Source organism: Streptomyces sp. OZ13 (assembly GCF_052068155.1).
In the GTDB taxonomy this organism is placed as follows: domain Bacteria; phylum Actinomycetota; class Actinomycetes; order Streptomycetales; family Streptomycetaceae; genus Streptomyces.
In genome coordinates, this window is sequence record NZ_JBQHCZ010000005.1 from 532858 (window position 1) to 548027 (window position 15170).

Annotated in this window: 13 protein-coding genes and 1 pseudogene; 8 read left to right on the forward strand and 6 right to left on the reverse strand. The window is 69.6% G+C overall.

All coding sequences use genetic code 11. The features are described from left to right. Nucleotides 1-87 precede the first annotated feature (87 nt). From ACTMTU_RS15880 to ACTMTU_RS15905, 6 genes and pseudogenes are all read left to right on the forward strand, one after another. Nucleotides 88-1392, forward strand: coding sequence for a sugar ABC transporter substrate-binding protein (locus tag ACTMTU_RS15880; protein WP_441264117.1), 1305 nt, complete (start codon nt 88-90; stop codon nt 1390-1392). A gap of 130 nt (nt 1393-1522) precedes the next feature. Beyond that, complete coding sequence (locus tag ACTMTU_RS15885; protein ID WP_441264118.1) at nt 1523-2533, forward strand: carbohydrate ABC transporter permease; 1011 nt, start codon at nt 1523-1525, stop codon at nt 2531-2533. Further along, nucleotides 2530-3408 (forward strand): carbohydrate ABC transporter permease, encoded by an 879-nt coding sequence (locus tag ACTMTU_RS15890; RefSeq protein WP_441264119.1) that lies wholly within the window; start codon nt 2530-2532, stop codon nt 3406-3408. The genes ACTMTU_RS15885 and ACTMTU_RS15890 overlap by 4 nt, the downstream gene beginning before the upstream one ends. Nucleotides 3409-3417: 9 nt before the next feature. Then, the gene (locus ACTMTU_RS15895; protein WP_441264120.1) at nt 3418-4953 is read left to right on the forward strand and encodes a glycoside hydrolase family 3 protein; all 1536 of its coding nucleotides are present in this window, start codon (nt 3418-3420) and stop codon (nt 4951-4953) included. Between the two features lie 93 nt (nt 4954-5046). Next, nucleotides 5047-6118, forward strand: a pseudogene (locus ACTMTU_RS15900) (SIS domain-containing protein). Between the two features lie 347 nt (nt 6119-6465). Continuing rightward, nucleotides 6466-7941 carry a histidine kinase N-terminal domain-containing protein gene (locus ACTMTU_RS15905; RefSeq protein WP_441264238.1) on the forward strand — a complete coding sequence of 492 codons (1476 nt, stop codon included), beginning with the start codon at nt 6466-6468 and terminating at the stop codon, nt 7939-7941. 239 nt (nt 7942-8180) lie between these two features. Here the strand turns inward: ACTMTU_RS15905 and ACTMTU_RS15910 are convergent, their stop codons facing one another. Then, entirely contained in the window at nt 8181-8438 is a 258-nt protein-coding gene (locus ACTMTU_RS15910; protein ID WP_003953983.1) for a WhiB family transcriptional regulator, read from the reverse strand. Nucleotides 8439-8757: 319 nt separating this feature from the next. After that, the gene (locus tag ACTMTU_RS15915) at nt 8758-9726 is read right to left on the reverse strand and encodes a diacylglycerol/lipid kinase family protein (RefSeq protein WP_441264121.1); all 969 of its coding nucleotides are present in this window, start codon (nt 9724-9726) and stop codon (nt 8758-8760) included. Between the two features lie 159 nt (nt 9727-9885). On the opposite strand from ACTMTU_RS15915, the gene ACTMTU_RS15920 reads away from it, so the two are divergent. After that, nucleotides 9886-10302 (forward strand): hypothetical protein, encoded by a 417-nt coding sequence (locus ACTMTU_RS15920; protein WP_441264122.1) that lies wholly within the window; start codon nt 9886-9888, stop codon nt 10300-10302. A gap of 348 nt (nt 10303-10650) precedes the next feature. Here the strand turns inward: ACTMTU_RS15920 and ACTMTU_RS15925 are convergent, their stop codons facing one another. The 3 genes from ACTMTU_RS15925 to ACTMTU_RS15935 form a co-directional block, all read right to left on the reverse strand. After that, entirely contained in the window at nt 10651-11592 is a 942-nt protein-coding gene (locus ACTMTU_RS15925; protein WP_441264123.1) for an RNA polymerase sigma factor SigF, read from the reverse strand. Then, on the reverse strand, nt 11589-12002 hold the full coding sequence (locus ACTMTU_RS15930; RefSeq protein WP_005312080.1) for a hypothetical protein: 414 nt from the start codon (nt 12000-12002) through the stop codon (nt 11589-11591). The genes ACTMTU_RS15925 and ACTMTU_RS15930 overlap by 4 nt, the downstream gene beginning before the upstream one ends. A 245-nt stretch (nt 12003-12247) precedes the next feature. Then, nucleotides 12248-12508, reverse strand: a complete 261-nt coding sequence (locus ACTMTU_RS15935; RefSeq protein ID WP_360041193.1) for a UBP-type zinc finger domain-containing protein — start codon at nt 12506-12508, stop codon at nt 12248-12250. Nucleotides 12509-12552: 44 nt separating this feature from the next. Between ACTMTU_RS15935 and ACTMTU_RS15940 the strand changes: the two genes are divergently transcribed. Then, nucleotides 12553-14151, forward strand: a complete 1599-nt coding sequence (locus ACTMTU_RS15940) for a Na+/H+ antiporter (RefSeq protein WP_441264124.1) — start codon at nt 12553-12555, stop codon at nt 14149-14151. Nucleotides 14152-14155: 4 nt separating this feature from the next. On the opposite strand, the gene ACTMTU_RS15945 is transcribed toward ACTMTU_RS15940, so the two are convergent. Further along, the gene (locus ACTMTU_RS15945) at nt 14156-15088 is read right to left on the reverse strand and encodes a 1-aminocyclopropane-1-carboxylate deaminase/D-cysteine desulfhydrase (protein ID WP_441264125.1); all 933 of its coding nucleotides are present in this window, start codon (nt 15086-15088) and stop codon (nt 14156-14158) included. Nucleotides 15089-15170: the final 82 nt, after the last annotated feature.

Below are 15170 nucleotides of genomic sequence, written 5' to 3' on the forward strand. Positions count from 1 at the left end.
CGGCAGAATCTGGCGCGCGTCCCGTCAAGTGCTGCGCGACTCCCGGGTGGTGGGGGGTAACTCTTGCATCCCTTTGAGGAGGGTGGCGTGAAGCGCAAGCTCGTAGCAGCGGTGGGTGCGGTGGCCATGATGGCCTCGGTCGCGGCCTGTGGTTCCGACGGCGGCAGTGAATCGGCGAAGAGCCCGAAGGACCGCAAGGAGACGTTGACCGTCTGGCTGATGGTCGACGCCCAGTCGACCTGGCCCGAGCTGGTCAAGGACGTCAACGCGCAGTTCAACAAGAAGTACCCCGGTGTGAAGGTCGACGTCCAGTACCAGCAGTGGGCGGACAAGGCCAAGAAGCTCGACACGGCCCTCGGTGGCGACAAGTTCCCCGACGTCGTCGAGCTCGGCAACACCGAGACGATGCAGTACATCCTCAACGGCGCCCTCGCGGAGATCGACCCGAAGAAGTACGAGAACTCCGACACCTGGATCCAGGGCCTGAAGGACACCTGCTCCTTCGAGGGCAAGCAGTTCTGCGTGCCTTACTACGCCGGCGCCCGTGTCGCCATCTACAACACCGAGATGCTCAAGAAGGGCGCGGGCGTCGACAAGCTGCCCGAGACCGAGGACGAGCTCCTGGCGGCGATGGACAAGGTCTCGGCCGAGTACGGCAAGAAGGACAAGCGCTTCTCGTCCCTCTACCTGCCGGGCCGCTACTGGTACGCCGCCATGTCCTACGTGGCCGCCTACGACGGCAAGATCGCCGAGTACGACGAGGGTGCGAAGGAGTGGAAGGCCTCGCTGTCCTCGCCGGAGGCGCAGAAGGGCATCCAGCACTTCATCGACCTGGTCAAGAAGTACAACAAGGCCGACCAGACCAAGGACGAGCAGGACCACGCCAACGTGATGGCCAACGAGAAGGCCGCCCTTCTCTACGGCAACGGCTGGGAGTCCGGCTCCGTCATCGACGGCAAGAACAACGGCAACCCGAAGCTCGAGGGCAAGATCCTCACGGCCGGCATGCCCGGCCCGAACGGCAAGGCGCTGCCCTCCTTCATCGGCGGTTCCGACCTCGCGGTGACCAGCAAGTCGAAGGTCGCGGACCTGGGTGAGGAGTGGATCTCGCTCTTCACCAACGAGAAGTCCATGGAAGTCCTCGCCGCCAAGAACATCCTTCCGAACAACACCAAGCAGCTGGAGCCGCTGAAGGCGAAGCCGGAGACCGCTCCGATCGCCAACGCCGTCCCGGACGCGTGGTTCACCCCGATCGCCCCGGGCTGGACCTCGATCGAGAAGGAGGAGGTCCTGGAGAACATGCTCCTGGCCATCCTCAAGGGTGACTCCGTGGAAGCGGCCACCAAGGCGGCCGACGCCAAGATCAACGAGCTGATCAACCAGGAGTCCTGACGGGCCTCGGGCGTCCCGGCGCCCCGCCGAGGACGCCCGACGGGCTCTCCAGGCGGTGGGCGGGAACCGCACCACGCGGCTCCCGCCCCCGCCCTTTTCGGTGCAGAAGAACAAACGGAAGGTCAGCCACGTGACTGCCGCCGACACCAAGGCCGCCGGCCCGCCGGTACCCGTACCACGTGCCCCGAAAGGCACCGGCCCCAGGCCGGCGCCCGAGAAAGGGATCAGCGGCTCCGGCCGGAAAAAGCGGAAGAAGGGAGAGCTTCTCCCGTACCTGCTGATCCTCCCGGCGCTCGTAGCGGTCGCCGCGGTCTACGCCTTCCCGCTGGCGAAGACCGTGATCATGTCCTTCCAGGACATGGGGCGCAAGGAGCTGTGGACGGGCGAATCGCCGCCCTGGGTCGGCTTCGAGCAGTTCACCAACATCCTGGGCGACGGTGAGTTCTGGTCGGTCACCGGTCGCACTGTCGTCTTCATGGTCGTCTGCGTGGGCCTGACCATGGGTATCGGCCTGCTGCTCGCCCTGCTGATGACCCGGCTGACCACATGGGTGCGACTGGTGCTGACGGCGGCGCTCGTCGCTGCCTGGTCGATGCCCCTGATGGTCGCCGCCTCCATCTTCCGCTGGCTCTCCGACTCCGACTACGGCCTCATCAACACCCTGATAGCGAAGGTCGCGGGCGAGGACTTTCTCGGCCACAACTGGTTCCTCGACCCGAAGCAGGGATTCGCCATCATCGCCCTGCTGGTGGTCTGGGGCGCCATCCCCTTCGTGGTCATCACCCTGTACGCGGCCCTCACCCAGGTACCCAAGGAGCTCGAGGAGGCCGCGTCCCTCGACGGCGCGAACGCGCCCGCCGTGTTCCGCTTCGTCACCTGGCCGGTGATCCGCCCGGTCTTCACCATGGTCGCCACCCTCTCGGTGATCTGGGACTTCAACGTCTTCGGGCAGATCTGGCTGCTGCGCGGCAACAAGCCGGAGCCCGAGTACGAGACCCTCGGCCTCTACTCGTTCTCCAAGGCCTTCGAGTCCACCTCGTTCAGCCAGGGCACCGCGATCGCCCTGATCACCGTTCTGCTGCTGTCCGGTGTGGCCGTCTACTACCTGCGTCAGCTGATGAAGACAGGAGAGGTCGAATGAGCACCTCCACCGCTCCCTCCCCGGCCGGCGCCGGACAGGACCTGCGGCCCGACCGCAAGAAGTCCCGCTGGCACTACGACCTCATCGGCCTGATCACCGCCGTCCTGATGGCCTTTCCGGTGTACTGGCTCGTCATCAGCGCCCTGCGGCCCAACCATGAGATCCGGTCCTACGACCAGACGCTCTGGCCCTCGTCGCTGACCTTCGACAACTTCGCGCGCGCGGTGAAGCAGGAGAACTTCGCCACCGCCGTGCAGTCGAGCCTCATCGTCTCCATCACCGCGGTGGTCGGCGGAATGATCATCGCCACGCTGGCCGCGCTGGCCATCGGCCGGTTCCGCTTCTTCGGCCGCAAAGCGCTGCTGATGGTGCTGATCCTGGTCCAGATGCTGCCGCCGACCGCGATGCTCATCCCCATCTACGCGCAGCTCAACGCCATCGGCGGGCTCGACGAGTACTGGGGCCTGATCGTCGTCTACCTCGTCTCCACGCTGCCGTTCGCGATCGTCATGATCCGCGGGTTCGTGGTGAACATCCCCGTGGAGCTCGAGGAGTCCGCGATGGTCGACGGCTGCACCCGCATGGGGGCCTTCCGCCGCGTGATCTTCCCGCTGCTCGCCCCCGGCCTCGCCGCGGCCTCCATCTTCGCCCTGGTCAACGCGTGGAACGAGTACCTCTTCGCGTACATCCTGATCAACGACAACTCCAAGTACACGCTCAACGTCTGGCTGATGACGTTCACCACCGAGCGTGGAACGGACTACGGCGCCCTGATGGCGGCCTCCACACTCATCGCACTGCCCGTCGTCGTCTTCTTCATGATCATCCAGAAGAAGATGGCCGCAGGGCTCACCTCGGGCGCAGTGAAGGGATAACGCCACCTCATGACGACTCTGGTACGTGGCTCGTCAGGCACCCTGACCCGCGACGCGCTCACCATCCTCCAGCCCGGCTTCGTCGGCACCACCGCGCCCGACTGGCTGCTGCGGCGGATCGGCGAAGGACTCTGTGCCGTCGGCCTGTTCGGCCGCAACATCACCTCACCCGGCCAGCTCACCGCGCTCACGGCCCGGTTGCGGGCGGAACGCGACGACGTCCTCGTCGCCATCGACGAGGAGGGCGGTGACGTCACCCGGCTCGAGGTGCGCAACGGCTCCTCGTTCCCCGGCAACTACGCGCTGGGCTCGGTCGACGACGTGGACCTCACCCGCGCCGTGGCGCACGAGTTGGGGCGCCGGCTGGCCGCGTGCGGGGTGGACCTCAACTGGGCGCCGTCCGCCGACGTCAACTCCAACCCGGACAACCCCGTCATCGGGGTGCGTTCGTTCGGCGCCGACACCGCACTGGCCGCCCGCCACACCGTCGCCTATGTCGAGGGCCTGCAGGCCGCCGGCGTGGCCGCCTGCACCAAACACTTCCCGGGGCACGGCGACACCAACGTGGACTCGCACCACGCGGCGCCGCGTATCGATGTGGACCTCGACACGTTGCACGCCCGTGAGCTGGTGCCTTTCAGGGCGGCCATCGCAGCGGGTTCCAAAGCGGTGATGAGCGCGCATATCCTACTTCCCGCGCTCGACCCCGACCGTCCTGCGACGCTGAGCCCGCAGATCCTCACCGGTCTGCTGCGCGAGGAGCTGGGCTACCAGGGCCTGATCGTCACGGACGGCATGGAGATGCAGGCCATCTCGTCCACGTACGGCATCGAGCGCGGCTCGGTCCTCGCGATCGCCGCCGGTGCCGACGCCATCTGCGTCGGTGGCGGCCTGGCCGACGAGGAGACCGTACTGCGACTGCGCGACGCGCTGGTCGATGCGGTGCGGAACGGCGACCTGCCCGAGGAGCGGCTGGCCGACGCGGCGGCACGTGTACGTGCCCTCGCGGACTGGACGCGGCGGGCCAGGGGGGCTGCAGCAGAGCCGGGCGCGGCTTCACAGGAGGGGACCGCGCCCGGCTCCGACACCGATATCGGTCTCGTCGCGGCGCGCCGCGCGGTGCGGGTCACTCCGGGCGGACGGCCGTACGAGCCGGTCACCGAGGCCCCGTACGTGGCGGCCTTCACCCCCGTCGCCAACATCGCTGTCGGGGACGAGACTCCGTGGGGCGTGGCCGCCGAGCTGACGGCTCTGCTGCCCGGTACGGAGACCGGCACCTATGCCGACGAGGGCGATACGCCCGGGTTGGTGGCAAATGTGCTGGAGGCGGCGGCGGACCGTAGGATCGTCGCTGTGGTTCGCGACGTCCACCGCCACCCGTGGATGGCGAACGCCCTCGAGGCGCTCCTCGCGGCCCGTCCCGACACGGTCGTGGTCGAGATGGGCCTGAACCGGGCGGCGCCCGCGGGGGCCCTGCACATCGCTACCCATGGCGCCGCCCGCGTCTGCGGCCGCGCCGCCGCGGAGGTCATCACCGGCCGCTGAGCCGGGAGTGGACCTGCGTGGACCGTGCAGTGCCGGGCGGGCGCCGTCGGCGTCGCCGCCCGGCACCCTGAGCGCCATCTGGAGGCAACGGGCATGTCCGCCACGACGTCGGCCGAGCACGAGGAGCACCCGGGCCGGATCATGTCCGGAGAGATGGCGCAGCAGCCGGCGGTCCTGCGGCGCATCCTCGACGAGGGCGCGCAGAGGATCGGGGAGGTGGCGTCGGCGATCGCGGCGAAGAAGCCTCGCTTCGTCCTGCTGACGGCGCGCGGCTCTTCCGACAACGCCGCGCTGTACGCGAAGTACCTGATCGAGATCCGGCTCGGCCTGCCGTGCGGACTGACCTCGATGTCCACCACCACCGCCTACGGCGCCCGTCCCTCGCTCGCCGACGTCCTGGTGATCACGGTCAGCCAGTCCGGCGGTTCGCCCGACCTGGTGGCGTCCACGAAGGCGGCGCGGGAGGCCGGCGCGGTGACCCTGGCGGTGACCAACAACCCGGACTCGCCGCTGGCCGCGGTCTCCGAGTTCTCGATCGACATCATGGCCGGCCCGGAGAAGGCCCTTCCGGCCACCAAGACCTACACCGCCTCCCTGCTGGCCCTCCACCTGCTGGTGGAGGGCCTGCGTGGTGGTGAGGCCCCGGCGGCCGGACGGCTGCCGGAGCTGGCCGGGCAGATCCTCGGCCGGCAGGACGAGGTGCGGGCGCTGGCATCGCGCTACCGCTTCGCCGAGCGCATGGTGATCACCTCGCGGGGCTACGGCTACCCGACGGCGAGGGAAGCGGCGCTCAAGCTCATGGAGACGAGCTACATCCCAGCGCTGGCGTACTCCGGCGCGGACCTGCTGCACGGGCCGCTCGCCATGGTCGACAACGTCTCCCCGGTGATCGCGGTGGTGCCGGACGGCAAGGGCGGCGAGGCGCTCCAGCCGGTGCTCGACCGGCTCCGCGGCCGGGGAGCGGACCTCTTCGTGGTGGGCCCGGCAAACCCAGGTCGAGGCCGCGTCCGCGGGCTTCGTACTGCCCACGGAGGGTGTGCCGGAAGAGCTCCAGCCGATTCTGGAGATCCTTCCGCTGCAAATGCTCGCGTACGAGGTGACCATCGCCCGCGGGCAGGACCCCGACGCGCCACGGGCGCTGGCGAAGGTGACGGAGACGCGCTGAGCCGGGTCGTGCGGCGGGGGCCGTGATCGCGACGGGCGGGTGTGATGAGGGGCCCGCCCGTCGTCCACGACGGTGTATAAGTATGGTGGCGGAACTTAACGCGCCCCAGGCATGGACAGAGCCGAATGGTCTAGTCCACAATCGATACTGCACAAGCCTCCGCCCTCCCCGCACAGGAGGGTGGAACGAGGTCCCCGGCGCTCTCTGCCCTGACTGCGCCGAGACCTCCCACGGCCGACCGGGACCGCACACCCTTCGGCCGCGCAACTCCGGGCTGCGGTGCCGGACGGGTTGAGGGTCCCGTCGCGGCGCCGCGGCCCGCGGGTACCCTCGCTGACGTGCCCTCCATGAACGAACTCGTCCGCCAGCACACCGCTCTGAGTGAGTCAGACCTCGAGTGGCTCCATCTGCTGGTCTCGGAGTGGCAGCTGCTCTCCGATCTCTCCTTCGCCGACCTCGTGCTGTGGGTGCCCACCCGCGACGGCACGCGGTACGTCTCCGTCGCCCAGATGCGGCCGAACACCGGCCCCACCTCGTACCAGGACGACATGGTCGGCCATCTGGTGCCGCGCGGCCGGCGTCCGCTGCTGGACGCCGCTCTGGACGAGGGGCGGATCGTGCGCGAGGGCGACCCCGAGTGGCGCGAGGAGGTGCCGGTCCGGGTCGAGTCCATCCCTGTACGCCGCGAGGGCCGTGTGCTCGGCGTCATCGCGCGCAACACCAACCTGCTCACCGTGCGCACCCCGTCACGGCTGGAGCTCACCTACCTCCAGTCCGCCTCCGACCTGGCGCAGATGATCGCCGCCGGCACGTTCCCGTTCCCCGGGGAGCAGGTCGAGATGGATTCCTCACCGCGTGCCGGTGACGGGCTGATCAGGCTCGACGCGGACGGCATCGTCCAGTACGCCAGCCCCAACGGACTCTCCGCGTACCACCGTCTCGGCCTGGCCTCCGACCTCGTCGGTCAGCATCTGGGCCAGGTCACCGCCGAACTCGCCCCCTCCCGCGGACCGGTCGATGAGGCCCTCGTCAAGATCGCCAGCGGATACGCGCCCCGCGAGACCGAGGTGGAGGGCAACGGCGGAGTCATCCAGCTGAGGGCCATCCCCCTCAAGCCCAAGGGGGTACGCATCGGTTCCCTGGTGCTCCTGCGGGACGTGACCGAACTGCGCCGCCGCGAGCGGGAGTTGATCACCAAGGACGCGACCATCCGGGAGATCCACCACCGGGTGAAGAACAACCTCCAGACGGTGGCCGCGCTGCTGCGCCTCCAGGCGCGCCGGATGGACTCCGTGCGCGGCCGCGAGGCGCTCAACGAGGCGGTACGGCGTGTCGGTTCGATCGCGATCGTGCATGAGACGCTGTCCCAGAATCTGGACGAGCGTGTGGAGTTCGACGACATCGCCGACCGCGTGATCGCGATGGTCGCGGAAATCTCACCCGGCAAGGTCGACTGCCGGCGCACCGGCCGCTTCGGCATCCTCGACGCCGAGATCGCCACACCGCTGTCCATGGTGCTCACCGAGGTGCTCCAGAACGCCCTGGAACACGCCTTCTCGCAAGGGCAGCAGGGTTCGGTGGAGGTCGCGGCCGTCCGGGGTGACGCGCGCACGGAGAACGCCCGGCTGCTGATCACCGTTCAGGACGACGGCCGTGGGCTGCCGGAGGGCTTCGACCCGCAGCGGACCGGGAACCTGGGGTTGCAGATCGTACGGACCCTGGTCGAGGGGGAGTTGGGCGGGACGTTCGACATGGTCCCGGTCCCCGCGCCGGGGCGCGGCACCCGGGTCGTGCTCGACATCCCGGTGCCGGACCGGCGTTAGGGCTCTCTGCTCAGGTGCAGCTTGCCGGGCCGGCCCTTGCTCGGGCCGGCTCGAGCCGCGCCGACGGCGTGCGGCCCGGGCGTGCACAGCGAAGAGCCCCGGGCCGTGTGACACGGTCCGGGGCTCGAAGCTCACGTGCTGCATGTGCGATGCGCATCGGGGGTACTGCGCGCTGCGGCTCGAAGGCGGTGAGTGCGTACTCGCTGTACGCGCCGCCGGGAGGCCGGTAGCAGGGGGCGTCAGGCGCTGGCGTTACGCGCCCGGTTGCGAGCGGCGCGGCGCTTCATCGCGCGGCGCTCGTCCTCGCTGAGGCCACCCCAGACGCCGGAGTCCTGGCCGGACTCGAGCGCCCACTGCAGGCACTGCTCCATGACGGGGCAGCGACGGCAGACGGCCTTGGCTTCTTCGATCTGCAGCAGCGCAGGACCGGTGTTGCCGATGGGGAAGAACAGCTCGGGGTCTTCCTCGCGGCAAACGGCGTTGTGACGCCAGTCCATGGCTGCTACCTCTCCTTGGTATTACATGCGGGTTGCTTGTGAATGTGAACGCTTTCACGAATCCCCCCGCAAGGGAAGGGCCGATCGCCAGTTTGCCCGGCATTGGGTCCTGGATTCGTGGAGGGGTTCCGGCGGTCTGTGGGGCCGATGTTGCGGGCCGTCCCGATCGCCATGTAGAGATTCGCAAACCTCGGCGGCGGATACAACCCCTTCCGGAAAGTTTTTTTTGATTCCTCGGTGTCGACTAGGTCACAGCCGTACTTCTATGGGGTGGATCCCAGTCCGTACGTTCGAGATAAAGGACTTTCGGTCCTTCCGGTCACACAATCACACGCAGTGCACGGCGAACGCCTGTGAACGTCACGCTCGTGCGCAGCCCCAGGTGGTCACCGTCCATCTGGAAGGGCAGTGGGACCTTTGAATGCAAGGTGAAGTCGGTCTGGTCGTGAAGTGTGAGTGCGTGCTTTCCGTGCGGCCCGCGCTCCGGGCTCGAGGTCAGCAGCTGAGTGCCGTAACGCGCCACCGCGGGGGTCGACAGCTTCGACAGTCCGAGCACGTCGAGGGCGGTGTCGAAGGAGGCCTTCGGGGACGCGTACACCGGACGATTGCCCAGGTAGGTCCACGGTGAGGTGTTACAGACTATGGACAGCACCAGATCCTCCACCGGGGCCGCGCCGGGCCGCTCCAGGGTGATGGTGCCGCGTCTGCGGTGCGGGTCGTCCAGGAACTGGCGCAGCACCTGGCGGACGTAAAGGGCGTGCGTCGACCGCTTGCCGCGTTCGCGGTGCTGTTCGACCCGGCCGACCACGCCGGCGTCGAAACCCAGCCCGGCACAGAAGGTGAACCAGCGCTGCGGGACGCCCTCGTCGTCCGTGCCCGGCGTGCCGGCCGCGAGGCCCAGGCCGACCGTCTGCTCCGTCCGGTCGCGGAGCGCGTCCAGGATCGCGCCGGTCGCCTCGACGGCGTCGTTCGGCAGTCCGAGAGCGCGGGCGAAGACGTTCGTGGAGCCGCCGGGGACGACCGCGAGGCGGGGGAGGCCCTCCGGGTCGGGGCCGTTGTGCAGCAGGCCGTTGACCACCTCGTTGACCGTGCCGTCGCCGCCGAGGGCGACGACCAGGTCGATGTCGCTGGACTCCGCGGCCCGGCGGCCGAGGTCGCGGGCGTGGCCGCGGTACTCGGTGGTGACCGCCTCGATCTTCATCTCGCTCGCGAGTGCGTGGATCAGTACGTCGCGCGTGCGGGCACTGGTGGTGGTTGCTGCCGGATTGACCACGAGAAGTGCGCGCATGCGATGCAGCGTACCTACTGGGGGGTACCTGGCCCAGTCCGGGTTTCGGGGTGCGGGGTGCGGGGTGCGGGGTGGGTGGGATGACGGCGGACGGGGCACGGGCGAGGTGGCCTGCCCGGGGGCGGTCGCCCTCGCTCGGGTCGCGGCTACCCTGCATGGGTGAGCAGCGACGACCAGACCTCCGCCCCCGGCCGCCCCACCCGACTGACCGCCGCGGCAGCGGTGTGCGCCGCCGAAGGGCTGGCGCTGGTCGCGGGCGGCGTGTACATGCTCGTGATGGGTCTGCTCGGCCGGCCCGACAGCCCGTCCCAGGCGGAGATGGGCGGCCTGACGCTGATGGCCCTCGGGGCGATCCCGCTGGCGGCGGCGCGAGGGCTGCTGCGGCAGCGCAGTTGGAGCCGCGGACCGGCGATCATCACCCAGCTGATCGGGATGATCCCCGCGTGGACGCTGCTGCGGGCGTCCGGCGCGCTGATTCCGCTGGGCGTGGTGCTGGCGGCGGTCGTCGTGACGGGCCTGGTGCTGCTGGTGAACCCGACGACGGCACAGGCGCTGGGGATCCGTAGCCGCGCGTAGCCCTTGGGCGGGCGGCACGTTCTGGCGTGGCCCCGGCAGGGTGCGTTTCGCCCTGCGGGCGTGGCGGTCCTGGTCCTGGTCCCCCGGGTCCGGTGGTGCGTGGCCCGTGCGGGGCGTGGCGTTCCGGTGGTGGGTTGGCGTGGCCTGCGGCGTGGGTGGTGCGGGGGACGGGGCCTCCGGAGGGAGTGTCCGGAATGGCTGTCCTCCCCGCGCTTCGCGCGAGTTGCGACGCTTTACTTCCGGACACCCCCTCCTACGACCCCGCCCCCCTTCCGCCCGTTCCCGTACTGGGGGCTCCCACCGTCCGCTCGGCTTCCCTTGCGGGTCGGTGCAGCGTTTCGTCGAGGGTTACTCCTCGACCAAGAGGCGTTCGCGGAGTTGCGCCAGGGTGCGGGCGAGGAGGCGGGAGACGTGCATCTGGGAGATGCCGACCTCCTGCGCGATCTGGGACTGGGTCATGTTCCCGAAGAAACGCAGCAGCAGGATCCGCTTCTCCCGCGGCGGGAGGCCCTCCAGGAGAGGCTTGAGGGACTCGCGGTACTCGACGCCCTCCAGGGCCTCGTCCTCGGCGCCGAGCGTGTCCGCCACCGCCGGGGACTCGTCGTCCGTGTCGGGGACGTCCAGGGACAGCGTGGAGTACGCGTTCGCGGACTCCAGGCCCTCCAGGACCTCCTCCTCCGAGATGCCGAGGCGCTCCGCCAGCTCGTGCACGGTCGGGGACCGGCCGTGCTGCTGGGAGAGCTCGGCCGTCGCGGTCGTGAGCGAGAGCCGCAGCTCCTGAAGACGGCGCGGCACCCGCACCGCCCAGCCCTTGTCGCGGAAATGGCGCTTGATCTCGCCGACCACCGTCGGGGTCGCGTAGGTCGAGAACTCGACACCGCGATCCGGATCGAACCGGTCCACCGACTTGATCAGGCCGATCGTCGCGACCTGGGTGAGGTCGTCCAGCGGCTCGCCGCGGTTACGGAACCGCCGCGCCAGGTGTTCGACCAGCGGCAGATGCATCCGGACCAGCTGGTTGCGCAGCTCGGCCCGCTCGGGCGACCCGTCGGGCAGCTTGCGCAGTTCGATGAACATCGCCCGCGCGCCGCTGCGGTCATGGGGGTGATGATCCTGCTGGTGCTCGCTCATACGGTCCGCCCGCTCTGCCGAGGCCGTACGGCCATCAGGTTCGTCCACCACCGGGTGCGGCCGCGCCTGCTGCTCAGGGATGCCGGCCGACGCGCTCAGCACCCTCGGGCCTCGCTCCTCGTCCTCCCGCATCGAACCGTCCCCGTTTCCGCTGCTCACGCCGGCCCGGGTCCCGCGCCGCGCTGCTTGTACAGACTGATGGCGACCGTGCGGTCGTCGGCGACCGACGAGTCGACCTTGCCGGCCAGTGCGGAGAGCACCGTCCAGGCGAACGTGTCACGCTCCGGCGCCCGGCCGTCGGTGGTGGGCGCGGAGACCGTCACCTCCAGCGAGTCGTCGACGAGCCGGAACACACAGCTCAGGACGGACCCCGGGACGGCCTGCTGCAACAGGATCGCGCACGCCTCGTCCACCGCGATCCGCAGGTCCTCGATCTCGTCGAGGGTGAAGTCCAAGCGCGCTGCGAGGCCGGCGGTGGCCGTTCGCAGTACGGACAGGTAGGCACCCGCAGCGGGCAGCCGGACTTCCACGAAGTCCTGGGTCCCGGGCTCGCCTGCAATATGGGACACCCTCACCTCCAAGGTGGCACAAGCTCTTTCCGGGCCGGGGGGCAGAGGCCCCGCGGCCGTGCGTTACGCGGTCGGTCACGCAGCCAGGTCTGGCCTGGCGACGCTATCGCGATCCATGGTGCCGTGTCGCCAGGACCCCCATGCCTACAAGTGTCACTCAATGTAAGCCCATGAGTACACACAGTGGCTAGAGGTCTGCGCCGCCCAATTGAGAGGGGGCGGCGGATGGTTGACGTACCCAGGCGTCAGACGATCGAACCGTCGACGAAGCACCACCGCCACACCTGTCCCGGCTCGAAACTGCGCATCACCGCGTGCCCCGTCTCGCGGAAGTGCGCGCTCGCGTGCCGCATCGGCGAGGAGTCGCAGCAGCCCACGTGCCCACAAGCCAGGCAGAGTCTCAGCTGGACCGGGTGGCTCCCGACGGCCAGGCATTCCGGACACGTGTCGGTCAGCGGCGCCGGTTCGGGGCGCGGCAGTTCTGCTACGTGGGGGCACTCGCTCATGATTGCCAGATTACGACGGGGACGACGGACGTGAGGTCGGTGTGATGGAAGCATTGCCGCTGGTGGGACTGATCGCGGTGAGCGCGGCGGTGGCCGGGGCGGCCCGGAGGACACCGGTCCCGGCGCCGCTGCTGCTGGTGGCGGCCGGGCTGGCCGCCTCGTACGTGCCGGGAGTTCCCGAGTACCACCTCGACCCCCACATCGTGCTGCCGCTGGTACTGCCGCCGCTGCTGCACCTCGCCGCGCTGGACAGTTCGTACCTCGACCTGCGGGCCAACATCCGTCCCGTCGCGCTGCTGTCCGTGGGCTATGTCCTGTTCGCGACGGTGGCGGTCGGCTGCCTCGCCTATCTGCTGGTGCCGGATCTGCCCCTGGCGACGGCCCTGGTGCTCGGTGCGGTGATCGCGCCGCCGGACGCCGTCGCCGCGACGGCCATCGCGCGCAGGCTCGGCCTGCCCACCCGGATCACCACGATCCTCCAAGGTGAATCCTTGGTGAACGATGCCACCGCGATCACCGCCTTCAAGGTCGCCCTCGCGGCCGCGATCGGAGCCGGCACCAGCTGGGGCGAAGGGTTGGCGGAGTTCGCGCTGGCCTCCGTCGGCGGGGTCGGCGTCGGTCTGGCGCTGATGATCCCGATCCACTGGCTGCGCAAGCACCTGAAGGAAGCGCTGCTGCAGAACATCCTGTCGCTGCTCATCCCGTTCATCGCCTACGCCGCCGCCGAGCAGGTCCACGCCTCCGGAGTCCTGGCCGTGGTCGTCGTCGCGCTCTACCTGGGCCACCACGCGTACCAGGTCGACTTCGCGACCCGGCTCCAGGAGGAGGCCGTCTGGAAGATGGTCGCGTTCGTCCTCGAGTCCACCGTCTTCGCGCTGATCGGGCTGCAACTGGCGATCGTGGTGGGGGAACTGGGCGACTACGGCGTGGGGGAGTCCCTCTGGTACGCGGCAGGGGTGTTCCTCGCCGTGGTGGTGGTGCGGTTCGTCTGGGTCTATCCGGCGACGTTCCTGCCGCGCATGCTGTTCCGGCGGATCAGGGAACGTGAGCCGGACCCCGGTCGGGCGGCGCCGCTGATCGTCGGCTGGGCCGGCATGCGCGGTGTCGTCTCGCTCGCCATCGCCTTCTCCATCCCGCTGACGACGTCCGACGGAGCGGACTTCCCGGCCCGCAACCTGGTCCTGTTCCTCACTTTCACCACCGTGATCGGAACTCTGGTCGTGCAGGGACTGACGCTGCCGCCACTGATCCGTGCGCTGAAGATCCCCGGCCGCGACGTCCAGGCCGAGACCCTCGCGGAGGCCCAGGCGCAGAGCCAGGCGTCCGCGGCGGCGGAGCGGCGGCTGGAGGAGCTGCTCGCGGACGAACGCAACAGGCTGCCGCAACCCCTGGAGCAGCGGCTGCGCACGGTGCTGGAACGCCGCAGGAACTCGGTGTGGGAGAGGCTCGGTTCGGTGGACGAGACGACCGGCGAATCGGCCGACGACACCTACCGACGGCTCGCGAGGGAAATGATCGCGGCGGAACGGGACGTGTTCGTGGACCTGCGGAACCAGCGGGTCATCGACGACGAGATGCTGCGCAAACTGCTGCGCAGGCTCGACCTGGAAGAGGCGGCAGCCTACCGCGAGGAAACCGCCTGAGCCGTCACCCGGCGACGCCGGTTCCCCGCCCGTCCTCCTGTCCGGTGATGACGGCGGCGACCGTCGTGCCGGGCGGGAAGGCCCCCTCCGCGGCGAGTTCCACGAGTGCGTTGAGCAGTTTCGCGACGTAGACGCGCTCCACGGGAAGGCCGTGGCGAGCGCCGAATGCGGCCGCGAACGCCTCGAGTTCAGGAGTGGTACGGGCGTACCCGCCGAAGTGGAAGCGTTCGTCCAGGGACCAGTTGCCGGAGGGGCCGCCGAAGGCCTCTTCCTGAAGGGCACGGACCGTCGCGCCGAGGAACCCGCCCTTCAGTACCGGGACGCCGAGGGCCCGCTGCCCGTCGCCGAGTCCGGCCGCCAGCCCGGCGAGGGTGCCGCCGGTGCCGCAGGCGACGGCCACCACGTCGGCGAGGCCGCGCAGCTCGCGGCCGAGTCCGGCGCAGCCCGCGGCGGCCGCTGCGTTGCTGCCGCCCTCGGGGACCACGTACACGTCGTCCGGCGCCGCCGTCCGGAGGATCCGGGCGAGTGTGCCCGGGTCGTCCTTGGCGCGATAGGTGGCACGGTCGACGAACAGCAGGCGCATGCCGTCCGCGGCGCACCGGGCAAGTGACGGGTTCAGCGGGCGGCCGGCGAGCTCGTCACCGCGGACGACGCCGATCGTGCGGAAGTCGAGCAGCCGGCCCGCGGCGGCTGTGGCGCGCAGATGGTTGGAGTACGCGCCGCCGAAGGTCAGCACCGGCCGGCCCGCCGCCGACCGCAGGTTCGGTGCCAGCTTGCGCCACTTGTTGCCCGGCAGGTCCGGATGGATCAGGTCGTCACGCTTGAGGAGCAGCCGTACGCCGTGCCGGGAGAAGCGCTCGTCCTCGACCGGCTGAAGCGGCGACGGCAGCCGGGGCCGCAGCTCGGCCACCGGATCGGACGATGTTCTTTCGGACATGAACCCATTCTGGCGGGATGTGTGAACGAGCCCGGCTCCTGCCCCGGTCCGCGGTGATCCAGTCACACTCATTTGTGTAATG